Consider the following 19254-nt stretch of genomic DNA (forward strand, 5'->3'; position numbering starts at 1 on the left):
GGGATGTCTCCGGATCTGTGATTAGCGGGTTTGCAAAGGAGTGGGTTGAGGCTCGGATTTGGTGGACGCGCCCTGTGCGCGCGATAGCAGCAGCGTGAGCACCGCCGAGAGCACCAGCAGCCCGGCGACAAAGTAGAGACCGCCGGCAAAGCTGCCGGTCTGGTCCTTGATCCAGCCGATCATCGCCGGCCCGACGAAGCCGCCGAGATTGCCGATCGCGTTGATGGTGGCGATGCCGGCCGCGGCCGCCGATCCCGACAGGAACATGGTCGGCATGCTCCACAGCGGCGGCTTCGACGAGGAGATGCCGATATTGACCAGCGTCAGCGCCGCGATCACGGCGGCAAGGCCGGTCCACAATCCCGCCAGCGCCAGTCCCGCAGCTGCCACCAGGCAGGCGAGCACGACGTGCCAGCTGCGTTCGCCGGTGCGGTCCGAATGCCGCGCCCACAGGATCATGGCGATAACCGCGACCGTTGCAGGCACCGCGTTGAGGAAACCGACCTGGAGCGACGACAGGCCGAACGCCTTGATGATCTGCGGCGCCCACACGCCGAGCGTATAGAGCCCCGCGGACGTGCCGAAATAGACCAGCGACAGCGCCAGCACGCGCGGATCGGCGAGACCGCGCCAGATGCTGTGGTTCGCGGTCGCGGCCTTGCCGTCATTCTCCGCCTTCATCGTCTTGACCAGCCAGGCGCGTTCGTCATCGGCCAGCCATTTGGCCTGCTCCGGCCGATCGGTCAGAAAGCCCAGCACGACGAAGCCGAGCAGCACGGCCGGCACCGCCTCCAGCACGAACAGCCATTGCCAGCCCTTGAAGCCGAGGAAGCCGTGCATCTCGAGCAGTGCGCCCGAGACCGGAGAGCCCAGCACGGTCGACAGCGGCGCCGCCGCCATGAACAGCGCGGTGACGGCCGCGCGCTGTCGTGCCGGGAACCAGTAGGACAGATACAGAATGATGCCGGGAAAGAAGCCGGCTTCCGCCGCACCGAGCAGGAAGCGCAGCACGTAGAAGCTGGTCGCGCCCTGCACCAGCGCCATCGCTGCCGACACCAGGCCCCAGCTGATCATCACCCGCGCGATCCAGATCCGGGCGCCGATCTTGTGCAGGATGATGTTGGAGGGCACCTCGAACAGGAAGTAGCCCCAGAAGAAGATACCGGCGCCGAAGCCGTACACCGTGGGCGACAGGCCGATGTCCTTGTTCATTGTCAGCGACGCGAAGCCGATGTTGACGCGGTCGATGAAGGCCACGAAGTAGAGCAGCATGATGAAGGGCACGATGCGGAGCGTAATCTTGCGCAGGACGCGCGTCTCGAGCTCGCCGGCCATGGGCCTCCCCTGGGTTGCTGTTCTTGTTGGGGCAGGGCGCATTCACCGTGCCAGCGGGCAGGTTAAGGCGCCGAACCTTTGCGATTCAATCCGCGCGGGTTTATACAAAAAAATGATATAATCCCTGGTCGTCATTGCGAGGAGCGAAGCGACGAAGCAATCCATCGCTCCGCGCATGCGGTGCCAAATGGATTGCTTCGCTTCGCTCGCAATGACGGCGGGTAGGCGGCCACGAGCATAAGGAAACCATCGCCTTGGAACTGCACCAGCTCCGCTGCTTCGTGGCCGCCGCCGAGGAATTGCATTTCGGCCGTGCGGCGCAGCGGCTGCAGATGCTGCCGTCGGCGCTCGGCCGCCACATCAAGCTGCTTGAGGAGGACCTCGGCGTCCGGCTGTTCGCACGGACCACGCGCGCGGTGTCGCTGACCGAGGACGGCGCGACGCTGCTGCGCGACGGCCGCGCGATGTTGAATCGTGCGCAGGCGATCGAGGATAGCTTCCGCGGACGCTTGCGCAAGCCGTCGACGCGGCGATTCCGGATCGGCGCGATCGACAGCGCCGCGGCCGGCCTGCTGCCGCCTTTGCTGCGCGATCTCCGCGCCGCGCATCCGGAAATCGCCGCGCAGCTGCTCGAAGAGAAGACCATCCGGCTGTTGCCAAAGCTGCTGTCGGGCGCGCTCGATCTCGCCTTCGTGCGCCCGCCGGAACGGCCGGACAAGCGCATCGAGTTCGTGTCCCTGCTGCAGGAAACCGCCGTTGTCGCGTTGTCGCGGAAGCATCCGCTGGCGCAGCGAAAATTCGTGTCGCTGGCTGATATCGCGGATCAGCCCCTGATCGTGCCGGAGCGCCGCTCGCGGCCGCACAGCCACGATCTCACGGTCAAATTGTTCGACGAGGCTGGGTTGACGCCGCGCATCCAGGAGATCGCCGACGAGAAGCAGACCATCGTCAACATGGTCGCAGCGCGGCTCGGCGTGGCCATCGTGCCCCGCTGGACCTCGCGGATGACCGTCTCGGGCGTCCGCTTCGTGCCGCTCAGGCTGAAGCGCGGCAGCAGCACGGGCCGCCTGCCGCTCGCCGCCGCCTGGTTGAAGGGTTCGCGCGATCCGATCCGCGACCAGGTGATCGCCGTGCTCGAAGCAAGGTTGAAGACCTACGCGCGCGAGGCGTAAATGTCTCTCCCCGTCATTCCGGGGCGACGCGTTAGCGTCGAGCCCGGAATCCATCGTGCCGCATCACCTGCAGTGAAATGGATTCCGGGCTCTCGCTCCGCGAGCCCCGGAATGACGAAGGGATAGGGGCGCGCCTTTAGCGTTGATCCGCCGGGCTTTCTAACGCCTCGGCCTCCGCAGCAGGAAACAGGTTGGCGGCAGCGACCGCGCCGGCGATGGCTCCGATTGCGGAGAGGACGAATGGCACCGCAAACGCCGCCACCATGCCGGTCGTTCCAAGCGTTGCTCCCAGCGCGGCAATGCTGATGGCAAAGCCGGCCTGACGGACGATCATCGTCACGGCCGAGGTCATCGCAGCCTGCGCCGGCGGGGCTAGCGCGAGAGCAACGCCGCTCATCTGCGGATTTGCCAGCGCGGCGCCGACGCCGATCGTCAGCATTCCGGCGATCGTTGCGGCAAGGCGCATCGCAGGGCTGTCCGAGAGCGCGGCTGCCGCAAGCAGCGCGTCGCCTGACGCGATGATCCCAAAGGCTGCGACGAAGAAGCGCCGCCAGCCCCATCGCGTCACAAACCGGCCGCCCAGCAGAGGCACCGCCAGCATTGGCAGGGTTGCCGCCAGCAGCGCCGCGCCCGCCACTTCCATGGTTGCGCCCAGGCCGGTGCTCAGGAACAGCGGCAGATAGACCAGCACGGCCCAGTAGCCAAACTGAATGGAGGTCAGCAACGCGCCGACCCCGATCATGGCCGGTGCCGCAAACACACGCGGATCGAGAACCGGATGTGGACTGCGCCATTGCTGCGCAACGAACATCAAAGCCACGGTCGCGCCGGCGACCAGGCCGGCGATTCTGATGGCCAACGAGGCATCGCGTCGGAGCAGCGCATCGATCACGAGGCCCAGCGACAGCGTCAGCAGCACGATGCCCAGGGGATCGAGCGGACGCCCGACGACCTCACGAGTCTCGCCAATAACGTGCGGCACGGCGAAAGCCAGTGCCAGGCAAAACGGGATATTGGCGTAAAAGATCCAGCGCCAGCCGAACCACGCCGCGAGCAGGCCACCCAGGGTCGGGCCCAGCGCCATGGCAACGCCGGAGATCACGCCGATGGTGCCGAACGCGCGCGCCCGCTGATCATGGTTTGGAAATGCGTTCGCGACGAGTGCGATTGCGCCGGTGATAAGGAAGGCCGCACCGATGCCCTGCACCACCCGGGCCGCCAGCAGCAGCGGGCCGTTCGCCGCCGCGCCGCAGGCGATCGACGCCAGCAGGAACACCGCGTTGCCGGCCAGCATCGCGCGCCTTCGGCCAAAGCGATCGGCAAGCGCGCCCGATGCCAGCAGCGCGGCCGTCAACGCCAGGCTGTAGGCGTCGATGACCCAGGCGGAGCCGGCCACGGCAAACCCGAGGTCCTTCGCGATGCCGGGCATCGCAACCACGACGGCCGTCACGTCGAACGGGATCAGGAAAACGCCGAGGCCAAGCGTGAGTGTGATCAGGCCCGATCGCTCTTGCGCGAGCTGGGATGTCCGGTCGTGCATGCCGTCTTCTCCCGAAACGCGTCCCAGGCTGCAGGCGCAGCCAGCGTCGTACGCCGGTGCTGCTGACAGCGTGGTGTCAGCAGGACTGGCTTCTTTGGCGTTCGGTCGTCAATCCGAGGCTGGGATACGGCGACCGGCCGGTCGGTTGCCGGGTGGAGGGAACCCGAACCTGTTTGCGGTCCGATCGCACAAAGACGTATCTGTGCGCGCAAACTGCCGCCGACGAAGGGATCAAGGCCGTCATGGATGCCTGGACCAAATGCTTGCTTGGCGCGACCGCCTTTGCTGTCCTCGGCTATTTCACCCTCATCTACGGCGGCTGCGCGATGGATGACCGATGCCACCTGCGCTCCTGCTACGCGCACAGGACCTGCGGCGTGGTTTACGACACGGACACGGAAACGAAGGCGCAGTGACGCGCCCGGCCGGTTCGCCCCCTACCTCTGAGTTGCCCGACATGGCAAGCTCCACCGCGAAAAATATTTCGCTTTATCCGAAGGGCAACTCAGTGTATAGATATGCCCGTCCCACCCGAATGAGGGGCGAGCGCACGTCACGAACGCGCGGTGGGATGCGGTGGACGCGGATTGCGCAACAGACGAGTGCGCATGACGCGGACGGCGAAGTCGTGTGGTCCTGACGCTGCAATGCAGGCGGAAAGTTTTTGAGAAGCTGACGCTTCCCAGAGACAACGGTGGCAACCAAGCGCTCACCGGGGAGAGCACGTATAAGCCGTAACCCATCGCGCAGGGAAAGCCGGAGTGCCTCCGCTGAACCTGTATGCTCGTGTGCGTTTCTATTCCACCCTTGCACACGAGACCGCGGGTGCAGCGTGCACCCGGCTTTCCCTGCGCCCTCTGTTCATGAGAGGGCGAAACGAAATGCAAAGCTCGGGCAAATCATGTCGCGAGAATACAAAACTGCGTTCTCATCCACGGTGTCATCGCCCGGCCTGTGCGCAATTGCGCACATGGACCGGGCGCCCCAGTACGCCGCGGCCTCTCAGATTGAACTCAGGCGCCTCTGGAATACTGGATCACCCGCATGCGGGTGATGACACCGAACAAGCGGTTAAAGGCGTTGGAGCCCGCGCCGCGGCATCCCGATCTTCGCGCTGCTGATCGGCAACCCGTGAGGGGCACCGCGATAGACTCACGTTATGTTATAATATAACACTATTCCCCATGTCCCATACCCATTCCCACGACCACGCCCACCACCCCGGCCAGGCCCCCCATGGGCACAGCCACGGCCCGGCGTCGCCGCATCCGGCCCAGGTTGCGCCCTGGTCGATCCTGCGGATGACGGTTCCGGCCCGCCTGGCGGCGGCGCTGGCGGTCAGCGTGGGCCTGTGGGGTGTTGTCTGGCTGGCGATGAGGTGATCCGTGGCTGCGCTCGTCACATTCCGCGATGTCACGCTCGGTTATGACCGCCACCCGGCGGTCCACCATCTCAATGGTGCGGTTGAGGCCGGCGCGTTGCTCGCCGTGATCGGTCCGAACGGGGCCGGCAAGTCGACGCTGCTGCGCGGCATTGCCGGTGTGCTGAAGCCGCTGTCGGGCGTGATCGATCTCGACGGGCTCGATCACAGGGATATCGCCTATCTGCCGCAGACCGTCGATATCGACCGCAGCTTCCCGATCTCGGTGTTCGATTTTGTCGGCACCGGGCTGTGGCGTTTAACCGGCTTCTTCGGCGGCATCGGCAAGGCCGCGAGCGACAGTATCTTGGCGGCGCTGGCCGCGGTCGGCCTCAACGGCTTCGAGAACCGGCCGATCGGCACGCTCTCGGGCGGGCAGATGCAGCGCATATTGTTCGCCCGCGTGCTGTTGCAGGACGCCCGCCTGATCGTGCTCGACGAGCCGTTCAACGCGATCGATGCCAAGACCACTGCCGACCTGCTGGCGCTGGTGAAGCGCTGGAACGGCGAGGGGCGCACGGTGCTGGCGGCGCTGCACGACCTCGACATGGTCCGCAACAATTTCCCGGAAACGCTGCTGCTCGCGCGCGGGCCCGTCGAATGGGGGCCGACCGCGCAGGCGCTGACGCCTGACAATTTGATGGTGGCGATGCGGATGTGCGAGGCCTTCGACGACACCGCCGGAGCCTGCGCGGCCGATCCGCGCTCAAGGGCCGCCTGATCGCCATGCTGCACGACGCGCTGATCGCGCCCTTCACCGAATTCGAGTTCATGCGCCGCGCGCTCGCGGCCGTGATCGCGCTGTCGCTCGGCGGCGCGCCGATCGGCGTGTTCCTGATGCTGCGCCGGATGAGCCTGGTTGGCGACGCCATGGCACATGCGATCCTGCCGGGGGCCGCGATCGGCTTCCTCGTCTCCGGGCTCAGCCTGTTTGCGATGACGGTCGGCGGCCTGCTCGCAGGCTTCACCGTCGCGCTGCTGGCAGGCCTCGTCGCCCGCAACACCGAGCTGAAGGAGGACGCATCGCTCGCGACCTTCTATCTGGTCTCGCTCGCGCTCGGCGTCACCATCGTGTCCATCAAGGGCACCAATATCGACCTGCTGCACGTGCTATTCGGCAACATCCTCGCGATGGACGACCAGACCCTGCTGGTGATCGCCTTCAACGCGACGATCACGCTGCTGGTGCTCGCAGTGATCTATCGCCCGCTGGTGATCGAATGCGTCGATCCGGTGTTCCTGCGCACGGTGAGCCGGGCCGGTGCGCCGGCGCATCTGGCGTTCCTCGCGCTGGTCGTGATCAACCTCGTCAACGGCTTCCATGCGCTCGGCACGCTGCTCGGCGTCGGCCTGATGATCCTGCCGGCCGGCATCGCGCGGTTCTGGTCGCGCGACATCACCACCATGATCTGCATCGCGGTCGCGAGCGCGATGCTGTCGGGCTATGCCGGGCTCGTGCTGTCGTATCAGACCCGGATCCCGTCCGGTCCCGCGATCATCCTGGTCGCGGCGGGGCTCTACATCGTCTCGCTCTTGTTCGGCAATGTCAGCGGGCTGGTCCGGCAGCTGTTTCCCGGCCGGCATCTTGAGGCATGACGGCGATGCGACGGTTGATCGGGCTGATCTGTCTGGCGTTGGTGATGACGACATCTGCGGCGCGCGCCGAGGGCCGCGTCAACGTGGTCGCGAGCTTCTCGATCCTCGCCGACATGGTCCGCAATGTCGGTGGTAACAGGGTCGAGGTAGCAGCGCTGGTCGGGCCCGACGGCGACGCACATGTCTATGCGCCGACGCCGGCGGATGCGAAAAAGATCGCCGATGCCAGGCTCCTGGTCGTCAACGGGTTCGGCTTCGAGGGCTGGATGCCGCGGCTGCTGCAGGCCTCCGGCAGCAAGGCGCCTGTTACGGTCGCGACCCGCGGGATTACCGCTCGGCAGGTCGGCGGCCACGAGGACCCGCATGCATGGCAATCCGCGGTCAACGCAAAGATCTATGTCGGCAACATCCGCGACGCCCTGATTGCGGTCGCCCCTGGCGATGCCGCTGTTTTCAGGGCCAATGCCGAGGCCTATCTGGCCAAGCTCGACGCCCTGGACCGCGAGGTGCGGGAAGCGGTGGCAAAAATACCGGAAGCACGGCGCAAGGTGATCTCGACCCATGGCGCCTTCGGTTATTTCGCCGATGCCTATGGTATCAAGTTCATCGCGCCGCTCGGCGTCTCCACCGATTCCGAGCCCAGCGCGCGCGATATCGCTGAAATCATCACCCAGATTAGAGTTGCAAAGATTCCAGCAGTTTTTCTCGAAAATATCAGCGATCCGCGCCTGATCGAGCGGATCGCGGCCGAGACCGGCGCCAAGGTCGGAGGGAGCCTTTACTCGGACAGTTTGACGGGCGAAAAGGGCGATGCGCCCACTTACATTGATATGGTCAGGCACAATATAAAGGCCCTGACCAGCGCGCTCGCCGACTAGGGCAGGGGCCTCCCTGCCGGGTTGAGCGCGGCATCCCAAGTTCTTCGGAGTTGTTATGGCTGAAGCTTCGCAAAAAATCCCTGTGACCGTGCTGACCGGCTATCTCGGCGCCGGCAAGACCACGCTGCTGAATCGTATTTTGTCGGAAAACCACGGCAAGAAATACGCGGTCATCGTCAACGAATTCGGCGAGATCGGCATCGACAACGATCTGATCATCGGTGCCGACGAAGAAGTGTTCGAGATGAACAATGGCTGCGTCTGCTGCACGGTGCGCGGCGATCTCGTCCGCATCCTGGACGGGCTGATGAAGCGCAAGGGCAAGTTCGACGCCATTATCGTCGAGACCACAGGCCTCGCCGATCCGGCGCCGGTCGCCCAGACGTTTTTCGTCGACGAGGACGTGCAGAAGAACGCGCGGCTCGACGCCGTCGTCACCGTCGCCGACGCCAAATGGCTGAGCGACCGCCTCAAGGACGCGCCCGAGGCCAAGAACCAGATCGCGTTTGCCGATGTCATCGTGCTGAACAAGACCGATCTGGTGTCAAAGGCGGAGCTCGCCGAGGTCGAGGCCCGCATCCGCGGCATCAATCCTTACGCAAAACTGCATCGCACCGAGCGCTGCAAGGTTCAGCTTTCCGACGTGCTGGAGCGTGGCGCGTTCGATCTCGACCGCATCCTGGAGATCGAGCCTGACTTCCTCGAAACCGGCGACGATCATGACCACGATCATCATCACGGCCACGACCATCATCACGATCACGGCCACAGCCATGGCGGGTTGAAGCACTATCACGACGAGGACATGCAATCGCTGTCGCTGCGCTCGGACAAGCCGCTCGACCCGACCACGTTCATGCCCTGGCTGCAGCAGCTCGTTGCCAGCGAGGGTCAGAAGATCCTGCGCTCGAAGGGCATCCTCGCGTTTGCCGGCGACGACGACCGCTACGTCTTCCAGGGTGTCCACATGATGCTCGAGGGCGATCACCAGCGAAAATGGAAGGACGGCGAGAAGCGCGAGAGCCGGGTCGTCTTCATCGGTCGCGAATTGCCGGAACAGGCGATCCGCGACGGCTTCGAGCGCTGCATCGTCTCGTGATGAAGGACTTCGACGCGCCCGACGGGCCTTCCATCGTTTCGATTACCGATCGCGTCAAGCTGACCCCGCTCGGCGCGGCCGTGGGCTCGGTGCATTTCCTCGGCGATCGCGCCTTCTTCGTCGGCGCCGAGGAGACAATCGCGATCGTGACCGCCGACGGCGAGATCACGCGCACGCCGGTCCATGGCGGCGCGATCCTGTGCGCGGCCTCCGACGGCAAGCGGATCGTCACCGGCGGCGATGACGGCAAGCTGGTCACCATCGACGCCAAGGGCGAGACCTCTACGATTGTGACCGACGCCAAGCGGCGCTGGATCGACAATGTCGCGCTGCATGGCGAGGGCACGGTGGCGTGGTCGGTCGGCAAGACCGCCTTCGTCCGCGGCGCCAAAGGCGAGGACAAGACGTTCGAGGTGCCGTCCACCGTCGGCGGGTTGGCCTTCGCGCCGAAGGGCGTGCGGCTTGCGATCGCGCATTACAATGGCGTGACGTTGTGGTTTCCCAACATGGCGGCCAATCCGGAATTCCTCGAATGGGCCGGCTCGCATCTCGCCGTCATGTTCAGCCCGGACAACAAATTTTTGGTGACCGCGATGCACGAAGCGGCGATGCATGGCTGGCGGCTCGCCGACAGCAGGCACATGCGAATGAGCGGCTATCCCGGCCGCGTGCGCTCGATGTCGTGGAGCGCCGGCGGCAAGGGGCTCGCGACCTCGGGCGCCGATAGCGTGATCGTCTGGCCGTTCACCAGCAAGGACGGCCCGATGGGCAAGGAGCCGGCGATGCTGGCGCCGATGCCGGCGCGGGTGTCTGTCGTCGCCTGCCATCCGAAGAACGACATCATGGCGGTCGGCTATAGCGACGGTGTGGTGCTGATGGTCCGCCTCGACGACGGCGCGGAGATCCTGGTGCGGCGGACCGGCGGCGCCCCGATCTCGGGGTTGGCGTGGAATGCCAAGGGGACGCTATTGGCGTTCGGCGCGGAAGATGGTGACGCGGGCATTTTGGAAATGTAAGAGATCGCCATGCGATTTCTCACCACATTCCAGCTCGCCGACTTCCTCGACACGCTGGTGAGCCTGTCCACCGCCTTCGTGCTCGGCACGCTGATCGGGGCGGAGCGGCAGTACCGGCAGCGCACCGCGGGGCTGCGCACCAATGTGCTGGTCGCGGTTGGCGCTGCGGCCTTTGTCGATCTGGCGATGCATCTGGCGGGCGCCGACGGCGCGGTGCGGGTGATCGCCTATGTCGTGTCGGGAATCGGCTTCCTCGGCGCCGGCGTCATCATGAAGCAGGGCATGGACGTGCGCGGCCTCAACACTGCGGCGACGCTGTGGTCCTCGGCGGCGGTCGGCTCCTGCGCCGGTGCCGATCTGGTCGCGCAGGCGGTGGCGCTGACCGTCTTCGTGATCGCCGGCAACACGCTGCTGCGCCCCCTCGTCAACGCCATCAACCGCATCCCGCTGAACGAGAAGGCCTCGGAGGCGACCTATTACGTCAAGGTCGCGGTCTCGACCGATGCGCTACCCACGATGCGCGACCGCCTGGTGGAGAAGCTCGAAGCTGCGAACTATCCGGTCGCCGATGTCGCCGTGGCCGAGATCGGCGAGGATCGTCTGGAGATCGTGGCGACGCTGGTCTCTACTGCGATCGATCCCCACGAGCTTAATGCGGTGGTCACCGATATCGAGCGCCAGCCCGGCGTGCGTCACGCGACCTGGGAGAGCAACACCGCAGACTGAGTTCCCGCGGCCTGACGCCACGGAACCATGCCGGAGCAGGATCGTTGACGTCGCGAACAAGTCGCGGGTGCACGAATGGCTGCGGACCAAACCAAGAGAACGTTGCGGAACGGCATGCTGATCGCCGTTGCGCTGGTGGCGACGGGCGCAGCGATCTCAGGCCTTTCATTGCGCGCGATCAACGCGGCCCCGCCGCAGCGGATCGCGCAGGCGACGCAGCCGCTGCAAGGCACGCCGGCGCCGGAGACGACGGCGCTCCCGGCCGAATCAAGGCCTGGCGGCGAGCGTCCGACCACGCCGGCTCCGGAGCCTGCACAACCGGACGCGCAAGCGCAGAAGGCCGGTGCCAAGCCGGTGCTGCCGCCGGCGCCCGCCGAAAAGACCGCAGCGCCGATCAATCAGAAATAGAGGCGCGCGATGCGCATTGTGACGCGCATTTGACTGATCCTGCCGATTATCCGCTCTCGCCTCCGTCGCCGTCTCCCCCCATAATCCCGGTCACGCAACGACAGATGGGGCCTTCCATGAAGATCGACGACGTCAGGCGCAACGCCTATTCGATGCCGCTCACCAACCCGGCGTTCCCGCCTGGGCCCTATCGCTTCTACGACCGCGAATATTTCATCATCACCTACCGCACCGACCCGGATGCGCTCGCCGCCGTGGTGCCGGAGCCGCTCGAGATCGTCGAGCCTGTCGTGAAGTACGAATTCATCCGGATGCCTGATTCAACCGGCTTCGGCGACTACACCGAGACCGGGCAGGTGATCCCGGTCCGCTTCAAGGGCGAGGTCGGCGCCTACACCCACGCGATGTATCTCGACGACGAGGCCCCGATCGCCGGTGGCCGCGAGCTGTGGGGATTTCCGAAGAAGCTGGCACGGCCCAAGATCGCGGTCGAAAGCGACGTGCTGGTCGGCTCGCTGCACTATGGCTCGGTGCTCTGCGCCTCCGCCACCATGGGCTACAAGCACCGCAAGGTCGACCATGACACCGTGCTGAATGCGATGAAGGCCCCGAATTTCATCCTGAAGATCATTCCGCATGTCGACGGCACCCCGCGGATCTGCGAGCTGGTGCGCTTTCATCTCGATGACATCACGCTGAAGGAAGCCTGGACCGGCCCTGCCGCGCTCGGCCTGTTTCCCCATGCGCTCTGCGACGTCGCCCGCCTACCGGTGCGCGAGGTGGTGTCGGCGCTGCATTACAAGGCCGACCTCACCCTCGGCCTGGGATCGGTGGCATTCGACTATCTGGCGAAGTGAGCGGCGTCTAAAAAAATGCCCGGCGTGAGCCGGGCATTTTGTTCGCAGGAGGGCGTTGATCCTCAGCGCACCAGAACGTTCCGGAACTGCCAGGGGTCGCTCGTGTCGATATCTTCCGGAAACAGTCCCGGCCGATCCGTCAGCGGGGTCCATTCGGTGTAATAGCCCTTCACCGGGCCGAGATACGGCAACTGGATTTCCAGCAGACGATCGAAATCCATCTCGTCGGCTTCGACGATGCCTTCGGTCGGATTTTCCAGCGCCCACACCATGCCGCCGAGCACGGCGGAGGTCACTTGCAGGCCGGTGGCGTTCTGATAGGGCGCGAGTTTGCGGGTCTCCTCGATGGAGAGCTGCGAGCCGTACCAGTAGGCATTGTTGTCATGGCCGAACAGCAGCACGCCGAGTTCGTCGATGCCATCGACGATTTCGTTCTCATCGAGGATGTGGTGCTTCTCCTGCATCTTCGCTGCGCGGCCGAACATTTCATGCAGCGACAGCACGGCATCGTCGGCCGGATGATAGGCATAGTGGCAGGTCGGCCGATAGATCGCCTTACCCGACGCGTCATGCACCGTGAAGTAATCGGCGATCGAGATCGACTCGTTGTGGGTGACCAGAAAGCCATACTGCGCGCCGCGGGTCGGGCACCAGGTGCGCACACGCGTGTTGGCGCCGGGCTGCATCAGATAGATGGCCGCGCCGCAGCCAGCTTCGTGGGTATGCGCATTCTCGGGCATCCATTTTTCATGGGTGCCCCAACCGAGTTCGGACGGCTGCACGCCTTCCGACAGGAAACCTTCCACCGACCAGGTGTTGACGAAGACATCAGGCTCTTTCGGCGACTTGGAGCGCTGGGTGTCGCGTTCGGCAATGTGGATGCCCTTGATACCGGCCTGCCGCATCAAGTCGGCCCATTCGGCTTTGGTCTTCGGCTTGGGGGCATTGAGCTTCAGATCAGCGGCGACATTGAGCAGCGCCTGCTTGACGAAAAAGGAGACCATGCCGGGATTGGCGCCACAGCAGGAGACGGCCGTCGTCGAGCCCGCGGGGCGCGCCTTCTTGGCGGCCAGCGTCACTTCGCGAAGCGCGTAGTTGGAGCGCGCCTCCGGGCCCTTCGAGGAATCGAAATAGAAGCCGAGCCAGGGCTCATTGACGGTGTCAATATAGAGAGCGCCAAGTTCGTTGCAGAGCTCCATGATGTCGGTAGAGCCGGTATCGACCGAGAGATTGACGCAAAAACCCTGGCCGCCGCCTTCAGTGAGCAGCGGGGTCAGCAAGTCACGATAATTGTCCCTGGTCACGGCCTGCTGGATGAATTTCACATTGTGCTTCTCGCAATGTGCCTTGCGGCCCTCGTCCTTGGGATCGATCACGGTGATGCGCGACTTGTCGTAATCGAGATGCCGCTCGATCATCGGCAACGTGCCTTTGCCGATGGAGCCGAAGCCGACCATGACGATGGGACCGGTGATCTTCGCGTAGATCTGCGAGGCGGGGCTCATGGGATAGTTTCTCCGGAAAGTGCTTGGTCGTTGGTGTTGCGGTGGATCAGGCGCTGCGGCGCTTGGCGGTGACTTCGATCTCGACCTTCATCTCGGGCTTGGCGAGGGCCGTGACGACCAGCAACGTCGCAGCCGGCCTGATGTCACCGAGGACCTCGCCGCAGACGGCGAAATGGGCATCCACGTAGTTGGCGTCGGTGACGTAGTAGGTCGCGCGGACGATATCGGCCATCGCGAAGCCGCCCTCCTTGAGGGCAGCCTCGATGGTCTTGAAGCAGTTCCGTGACTGGCTCGTGACATCCGATGGCATGGTCATCGTGGTGTAGTCATAGCCGGTGGTTCCAGCGACGAAGGCGAAATCGCCATCGATCACCGCGCGGCTGTAGCCGACGGACTTCTCGAGAGGGGAGCCGGTGGAAATCAGGCGACGGGGCATATTCGGGACCTCGACTGAAGGGAGCTTTGCGCGGGGTTTACGGGCATTTCGCACGCCCGCGCAACCCCTGCGGCGGGCTCAGCGGGACTGTTGGGTGGTGTCCGGCGGCGCGGGCGGCGTGCCCGCCCAGCGCCGGATCAGGATGTCCCTGACGATCATGACAGAGATCAGGACAAAGACGATCGTGGTGACGAGGCTGCGCAAACGCGGGCGCGCGACGTCGGTTGCTTGAAGGCCCTCGGACATGGCGGCCGCCTCAAGCCGCTTGCGGCACGGCGAGCGGCGCCTTGGGCAGCAGCGCACCGGTCGGCGTGATCATGCCCCAGGCGCCGTCGAGCGCGCCTTCGCTCAATTCCAACCCGAGCAGCCGCTCGCGCTCGAAGGCGCCCGGCAGCGACAGCGCGCCGGTCCTGGCGGCCGAGAAGCCGAACCGGGCATAATAGGGCGCATCGCCGAGCAAGATCACGGCGCCATGGCTGCGCGCTTTAGCGACGGTCAGCGCACGCTTCATCAGCGCGGCGCCGACGCCGAGGCCGCGGCAGGAATCGTCCACCGCCAGCGGCCCCAGCATCAGCGCAGCGCGGCCCCCCGCGCTGACGTGCCACAACCGCACGGTTCCAACCAGCCGGCCGTCCTTGCGCACGGCCGAGAGGCTAAGGCCTTCGGCGGGCGCGCGTCCGTCGCGCAGTCGCTGGCAGGTGCGTGCATGGCGGTTGTCGCCAAAGCAGGCATCCAGCAGCGCTTCGCGCGCGACGACGTCGGAGGCTCGTTCCGCGCGGATCGCGAACGGAGCGGCAGTCCGAATGAGGGCAACGGGGGTGTTCCGTTTAGCAGTCATGGCACGTCAGTCCTCGCTTGCAACGGCGGTTTGCACGCCGCGGCAAGCGTCGTTCAGAAAGTCAAAAATGACAGGGAAGGAGCCGGCTGGCCGGCTCCCGGTTCGTCAGGCCTCTAAAAGGAGGCGGCTTAGATGTGGTAGGTCTTCAGCGGCGGAATGCCGTTGAACGCCACCGACGAGTAGGTCGACGTATAGGCGCCGGTGCCTTCGATCAGCAGCTTGTCGCCGATCTCCAGCGTCACCGGGAGCGGATACGGCAGCTTCTCGTACAGCACGTCGGCGCTATCGCAGGTCGGACCTGCGAGCACGCACGGCGTCATGTCCGCCCCGTCATGCGGGGTGCGGATGGCGTAGCGGATCGACTCGTCCATGGTCTCGGCGAGACCGCCGAACTTGCCGATGTCGAGATAGACCCAGCGCACCTCGTCCTCGTCGCTCTTCTTGGAGATCAGAACGACTTCGGTCTCGATGATGCCGGCGTTGCCGACCATGCCGCGGCCCGGCTCGATGATCGTCTCCGGGATCTGGTTGCCGAAATGCTTGCGCAGCGCGCGGAAGATCGACCGGCCGTACTGCAGGACCGGAGGAACGTCCTTGAGGTACTTGGTCGGGAAGCCGCCGCCCATGTTGACCATGGTGAGGTTGATGCCGCGCTCGGCGCAGTCACGGAACACGCTCGACGCCATGGCGAGCGCGCGGTCCCACGCCTTCACCTTGCGCTGCTGCGAGCCGACATGGAACGAGATGCCGCACGGCTCCAGCCCGACGCGCTTGGCGAGGTCGAGCACGTCGACCGCCATCTCGGGATCGCAGCCGAACTTGCGTGACAGCGGCCATTCGGCGCCGGCGCAATCATAGAGGATGCGGCAGAACACCTTGGCGCCGGGAGCGGCACGGGCGACCTTCTCGACCTCGGCGGCGCAATCGACCGCGAACAGCCGAATGCCGAGCGCGAAGGCGCGCGCTATGTCGCGCTCCTTCTTGATCGTGTTGCCATAGGAGATGCGGTCCGGGGTCGCACCGGCAGCGAGCGCCATTTCGATCTCCGCAACGGTCGCGGTGTCGAAGCAGGAGCCCATCGAGGCCAGCAGCGACAGCACTTCGGGCGACGGGTTTGCCTTCACCGCGTAGAACACGCGGCTGTCCGGCAGCGCCTTCGCAAAGGTCTGGAAGTTGTCGCGCACCACTTCGAGGTCGACGACGAGGCACGGCTCGGTGTCTTGGCCCTCGCTGCGGCGGTTGCGCAGGAATTCCTGGATACGTTCGGTCATAGCACTCTCCAACGGTCCCAGCGACGGGAACCGCGTCAACGTGACGTCGGATAAGAGCGCTCTGGCCCAATTGCGCGATGGAGGCGCAACGAAGCCAAAAGACTCAAACCAGACTGAGCTGCCGTGGATTGGTTGGGAGAGTTTCCCGCCCGCACACCTGGCAATGAAGGACAAGCCTTTTCAGTAGCCCGCGCCGGCGTTGGACTGCCGGTAGAGACCAAAAAAGCCCGATCCGTCGTTGCTTTAAGTCGCGTCCCCCGTTGAGAGCGGGGTGCGCCGGTTCGCCTCCGGCTGCCAGTCACGGTTGCAAAGGGTGGTGAGACCTTCAACGGCATCCCTGGAGAGAGATGCTGGCCGCCTCGTGTCCTGACGGACGTGGGCAACCCTCGGTTCTTCCACCCCTTGGCGGCTGTCCGGCCTCTTGTCCGGATACCTACCGACTGACACACGACCACAGGCACGTGCGAAATTGGGCAAAGGGGAAATAAGTCTTTTGACTCTGGTTCGCAAGATTTTTTTTGCGATAGCGACAGATTTCCCTAACGTGAGCTTGCAATGCCGCGCATGGCACACGCCGAGGCGTCGAGAAGATGAACGTCTGTTAAGATTGACTAACGAAGCGTGTGCGTTTGGGCCCTGTGCCGCAGCGCTTTCTTGAAACGCGCGTCAGGCGCGGCGCGTGAACGGCTCGACGCGCTGCGCGGCGCGGATGAAGGCGATCATGATCAGGACGCCGACGGCGAACAGCACGGCCTGCAGGATGTGGGCGCCGGTGTCGTTGAGCCCGAGCAGGATCGCGAGCGCCCAGCCGCCGGCGAACGCTGCGCCGAACACTTCCGCGCCGATCAGGATCGCCGCCGAGATGACGGTGATAACGCTCGGCCAGAGGATCTCGCGCTTGGCTGTGGTGGTGGGCTGCATGCTCATCGAATAGGTCCTGTTCAGGGGGCGCAATCTCTCCGAAAAGTGCCCATCTATCAAGCGCAAAAGGCCCAAAAATGCCGTATCGCGTGATATAGATTGGGCCACATTTTCAAGGCGAAAACGGGACATCTGATGTCAGAAACCAGCGCGCAGGCCCAGGTCCAGAACAAGGTCCAGACTTTGGCCAACCCCCTCCTGAAGCCATGGCAGACGCCGTTCGAGACGCCGCCCTTCGCCGAGATTCTCCCGGAGCATTTCCTGCCCGCCTTCGAGCAGGCCTTCGCCGACCATTCGGCTGAAATCGCCGCCATCACCCATGATCCGGGGCTGCCCGACTTCGCCAACACCGTCACCGCGCTGGAGCGCTCCGGCAAGCTGCTCTCGAAGGTCGCTTCCGTGTTCTACGACCTGGTCTCGGCGCACTCCAACCCGGCGATCCTCGAGATCGACAAGGATGTGTCGCTCCGGATGGCGCGGCACTGGAATCCGATCATGATGAACGCCGTGCTGTTTGGCCGCATCGCCATGCTGCACGAGAAGAGCGCCACGCTCGGCCTGACCGGGGAGGAGATTCGGCTGCTGGAGCGGACCTACACCCGCTTCCACCGTGCCGGCGCCGGGCTCGACGAGTCCGCAAAAACACGGATGGCCGAGATCAACGAGCGGCTCGCCCATCTCGGCACCTCGTTCAGCCACCATCTGCTCGGCGACGAGCAGGACTGGTCGATGGAGCTCGGCGAAGGCGACCTCGGCGGCCTCTCCGACACATATGTGGCGGCAGCCAGGTCCGCGGCGGAACAGCGCGGCCAGCCCGGCAAGGCGATCGTGACGCTGTCGCGCTCCTCGGTCGAGCCGTTCCTGCAGAGCTCGACCCGCCGCGACCTCCGCGAGAAGGTCTACAAGGCCTTCGCCGCCCGCGGCGACAATGGCAATGCCAACGACAACAACGAGACCATCGTGGAGATCCTCAGCCTCCGCGAGGAGAGCGCGAAGATCCTGGGCTTCCCGACCTACGCGGCGTACCGGCTTGAGGATTCCATGGCCAAGACGCCCGAGGCCGTCCGCGGCCTCCTGGAGCGGGTCTGGAAGCCGGCGCGGGCGCGGGCGCTCGCTGACCGCGACGCGCTGCAGGCGCTGATCGCCGAGGAGGGCGGCAATTTCGCCCTGGCGCCGTGGGACTGGCGCCACTACGCCGAAAAGCTCCGGCAGCGGCGCGCTAATTTCGACGATGCCGCGATCAAGCCCTATCTCGTGCTCGACCACATGATCGAGGCGGCCTTTGACTGCGCCACCCGCCTGTTCGGCGTCACCTTTGCGGAACGCAAGGACGTCCCGGTCTGGCATCCGGACGTCCGGGTCTGGGAGGTCAAGGATCGCGCCGGCAAGCACAAGGCGCTGTTCTATGGCGACTACTTCGCGCGGCCCTCGAAGCGCTCCGGCGCCTGGATGACCTCGCTGCGCGACCAGCAGAAGCTCGACGGCGACATCGCGCCGCTGGTCCTCAATATCTGCAACTTCGCCAAGGGCGCCGACGGCGCGCCGTCGCTGCTGTCGCCGGACGACGCGCGGACCCTGTTCCACGAGTTCGGACACGGCCTGCACGGCATGCTCTCTGACGTGACCTATCCCTCGCTGTCGGGCACTTCCGTGTTCACCGACTTCGTCGAACTGCCGTCGCAGCTTTACGAGCACTGGCAGGAGCAGCCGCAAGTGCTGCAGCGCTTCGCCCGGCACTACCAGACCGGCGAGCCGCTGCCGGATGACCTGCTCAAGCGCTTCCTTGCCGCGCGAAAATTCAACCAGGGCTTTGCCACCGTGGAGTTCGTCTCCTCGGCGCTGATCGACCTCGAATTCCACACCCAGCCGGCGGCCGCCAGCCGCGACGTCCGGGCGTTCGAGAAGCAGGAGCTGGAGAAGATCGGCATGCCCGCCGAAATCTCGCTCCGTCATCGGCCGACCCAGTTCGGCCATATCTTCTCTGGCGACCATTATGCTTCCGGCTATTACGGCTACATGTGGTCGGAGGTGATGGACGCCGACGCGTTCGGCGCCTTCGAGGAGGCCGGCAACATCTTCGATCCCGCCACCGCCAAGCGGCTGCTTGACGACATCTATTCGTCGGGCGGCTCGCGCGATCCCGAAGAAGCCTATGTTGCCTTCCGCGGCCGCGAGCCCGAGCCGGACGCGCTGCTGCGCCGCCGCGGCCTGCTCGAGACGCCCGAGGCGGCCTGAA

20 protein-coding genes are annotated in these 19254 nt (G+C 65.1%); 12 read left to right on the plus strand and 8 right to left on the minus strand.

The features are described 5' to 3' along the window. Window positions 1-21: 21 nt before the first annotated feature. A complete protein-coding gene (locus UP09_RS35960; RefSeq protein ID WP_044543126.1) occupies window positions 22-1335 on the minus strand; it encodes an MFS transporter in 1314 nt (437 codons plus the stop codon). A 254-nt stretch (window positions 1336-1589) separates the two neighbouring features. Here UP09_RS35960 and UP09_RS35965 point away from each other — a divergent pair, with 254 nt between their 5' ends. Further along, the gene (locus UP09_RS35965) at window positions 1590-2507 is read left to right on the plus strand and encodes a LysR family transcriptional regulator (RefSeq protein WP_044543127.1); all 918 of its coding nucleotides are present in this window, start codon (window positions 1590-1592) and stop codon (window positions 2505-2507) included. 136 nt (window positions 2508-2643) lie between these two features. Here the strand turns inward: UP09_RS35965 and UP09_RS35970 are convergent, their stop codons facing one another. Continuing rightward, entirely contained in the window at window positions 2644-4047 is a 1404-nt protein-coding gene (locus tag UP09_RS35970; protein ID WP_044543128.1) for an MFS transporter, read from the minus strand. A gap of 56 nt (window positions 4048-4103) precedes the next feature. Here UP09_RS35970 and UP09_RS35975 point away from each other — a divergent pair, with 56 nt between their 5' ends. The 10 genes from UP09_RS35975 to UP09_RS36015 all read left to right on the plus strand — a co-directional run bounded on the left by UP09_RS35975 (window position 4104) and on the right by UP09_RS36015 (window position 12047). After that, window positions 4104-4463, plus strand: a complete 360-nt coding sequence (locus UP09_RS35975) for a hypothetical protein (RefSeq protein ID WP_156164949.1) — start codon at window positions 4104-4106, stop codon at window positions 4461-4463. 768 nt (window positions 4464-5231) lie between these two features. Further along, a complete protein-coding gene (locus UP09_RS38700) occupies window positions 5232-5429 on the plus strand; it encodes a hypothetical protein (RefSeq protein WP_082070421.1) in 198 nt (65 codons plus the stop codon). 3 nt (window positions 5430-5432) lie between these two features. Further along, a complete protein-coding gene (locus tag UP09_RS35980; RefSeq protein WP_044543130.1) occupies window positions 5433-6188 on the plus strand; it encodes a metal ABC transporter ATP-binding protein in 756 nt (251 codons plus the stop codon). A gap of 5 nt (window positions 6189-6193) precedes the next feature. Further along, a complete protein-coding gene (locus UP09_RS35985; protein ID WP_044543131.1) occupies window positions 6194-7063 on the plus strand; it encodes a metal ABC transporter permease in 870 nt (289 codons plus the stop codon). A 5-nt stretch (window positions 7064-7068) separates the two neighbouring features. Beyond that, the gene (locus UP09_RS35990; RefSeq protein ID WP_044543221.1) at window positions 7069-7941 is read left to right on the plus strand and encodes a metal ABC transporter substrate-binding protein; all 873 of its coding nucleotides are present in this window, start codon (window positions 7069-7071) and stop codon (window positions 7939-7941) included. Between the two features lie 55 nt (window positions 7942-7996). Continuing rightward, complete coding sequence (locus tag UP09_RS35995) at window positions 7997-9040, plus strand: CobW family GTP-binding protein (RefSeq protein WP_044543132.1); 1044 nt, start codon at window positions 7997-7999, stop codon at window positions 9038-9040. Next, window positions 9040-10056: a WD40 repeat domain-containing protein gene (locus UP09_RS36000; protein WP_044543133.1), complete on the plus strand. Its 1017-nt coding sequence runs from the start codon at window positions 9040-9042 to the stop codon at window positions 10054-10056. Before UP09_RS35995 ends, UP09_RS36000 begins: the two co-directional genes overlap by 1 nt. 9 nt (window positions 10057-10065) lie before the next feature. After that, window positions 10066-10782 carry an MgtC/SapB family protein gene (locus tag UP09_RS36005; protein ID WP_044543134.1) on the plus strand — a complete coding sequence of 239 codons (717 nt, stop codon included), beginning with the start codon at window positions 10066-10068 and terminating at the stop codon, window positions 10780-10782. A gap of 75 nt (window positions 10783-10857) precedes the next feature. Then, window positions 10858-11190, plus strand: coding sequence for a hypothetical protein (locus UP09_RS36010; protein WP_044543135.1), 333 nt, complete (start codon window positions 10858-10860; stop codon window positions 11188-11190). 116 nt (window positions 11191-11306) lie between these two features. Further along, entirely contained in the window at window positions 11307-12047 is a 741-nt protein-coding gene (locus UP09_RS36015) for an acetoacetate decarboxylase (RefSeq protein WP_044543136.1), read from the plus strand. Between the two features lie 62 nt (window positions 12048-12109). Here the strand turns inward: UP09_RS36015 and UP09_RS36020 are convergent, their stop codons facing one another. From UP09_RS36020 to UP09_RS36040, 6 genes are all read right to left on the minus strand, one after another. Further along, window positions 12110-13552 carry a homospermidine synthase gene (locus tag UP09_RS36020; protein WP_044543137.1) on the minus strand — a complete coding sequence of 481 codons (1443 nt, stop codon included), beginning with the start codon at window positions 13550-13552 and terminating at the stop codon, window positions 12110-12112. Between the two features lie 46 nt (window positions 13553-13598). Beyond that, window positions 13599-13988: a RidA family protein gene (locus tag UP09_RS36025; protein WP_044543138.1), complete on the minus strand. Its 390-nt coding sequence runs from the start codon at window positions 13986-13988 to the stop codon at window positions 13599-13601. A 78-nt stretch (window positions 13989-14066) separates the two neighbouring features. Further along, complete coding sequence (locus UP09_RS38325) at window positions 14067-14234, minus strand: hypothetical protein (RefSeq protein ID WP_197082799.1); 168 nt, start codon at window positions 14232-14234, stop codon at window positions 14067-14069. A gap of 10 nt (window positions 14235-14244) precedes the next feature. Next, window positions 14245-14826 carry a GNAT family N-acetyltransferase gene (locus UP09_RS36030; protein WP_044543139.1) on the minus strand — a complete coding sequence of 194 codons (582 nt, stop codon included), beginning with the start codon at window positions 14824-14826 and terminating at the stop codon, window positions 14245-14247. Between the two features lie 128 nt (window positions 14827-14954). Then, on the minus strand, window positions 14955-16097 hold the full coding sequence (locus UP09_RS36035; RefSeq protein WP_044543140.1) for a type III PLP-dependent enzyme: 1143 nt from the start codon (window positions 16095-16097) through the stop codon (window positions 14955-14957). A 666-nt stretch (window positions 16098-16763) separates the two neighbouring features. Further along, complete coding sequence (locus UP09_RS36040) at window positions 16764-17024, minus strand: hypothetical protein (RefSeq protein WP_044543141.1); 261 nt, start codon at window positions 17022-17024, stop codon at window positions 16764-16766. Window positions 17025-17153: 129 nt separating this feature from the next. On the opposite strand from UP09_RS36040, the gene UP09_RS36045 reads away from it, so the two are divergent. Then, window positions 17154-19253 (plus strand): M3 family metallopeptidase, encoded by a 2100-nt coding sequence (locus UP09_RS36045; RefSeq protein WP_044543222.1) that lies wholly within the window; start codon window positions 17154-17156, stop codon window positions 19251-19253. Window position 19254: the final 1 nt, after the last annotated feature.

Origin of the sequence: Bradyrhizobium sp. LTSP885 (genome assembly GCF_000938305.1) — a bacterium.
In the GTDB taxonomy this organism is placed as follows: Bacteria; Pseudomonadota; Alphaproteobacteria; order Rhizobiales; family Xanthobacteraceae; genus Bradyrhizobium.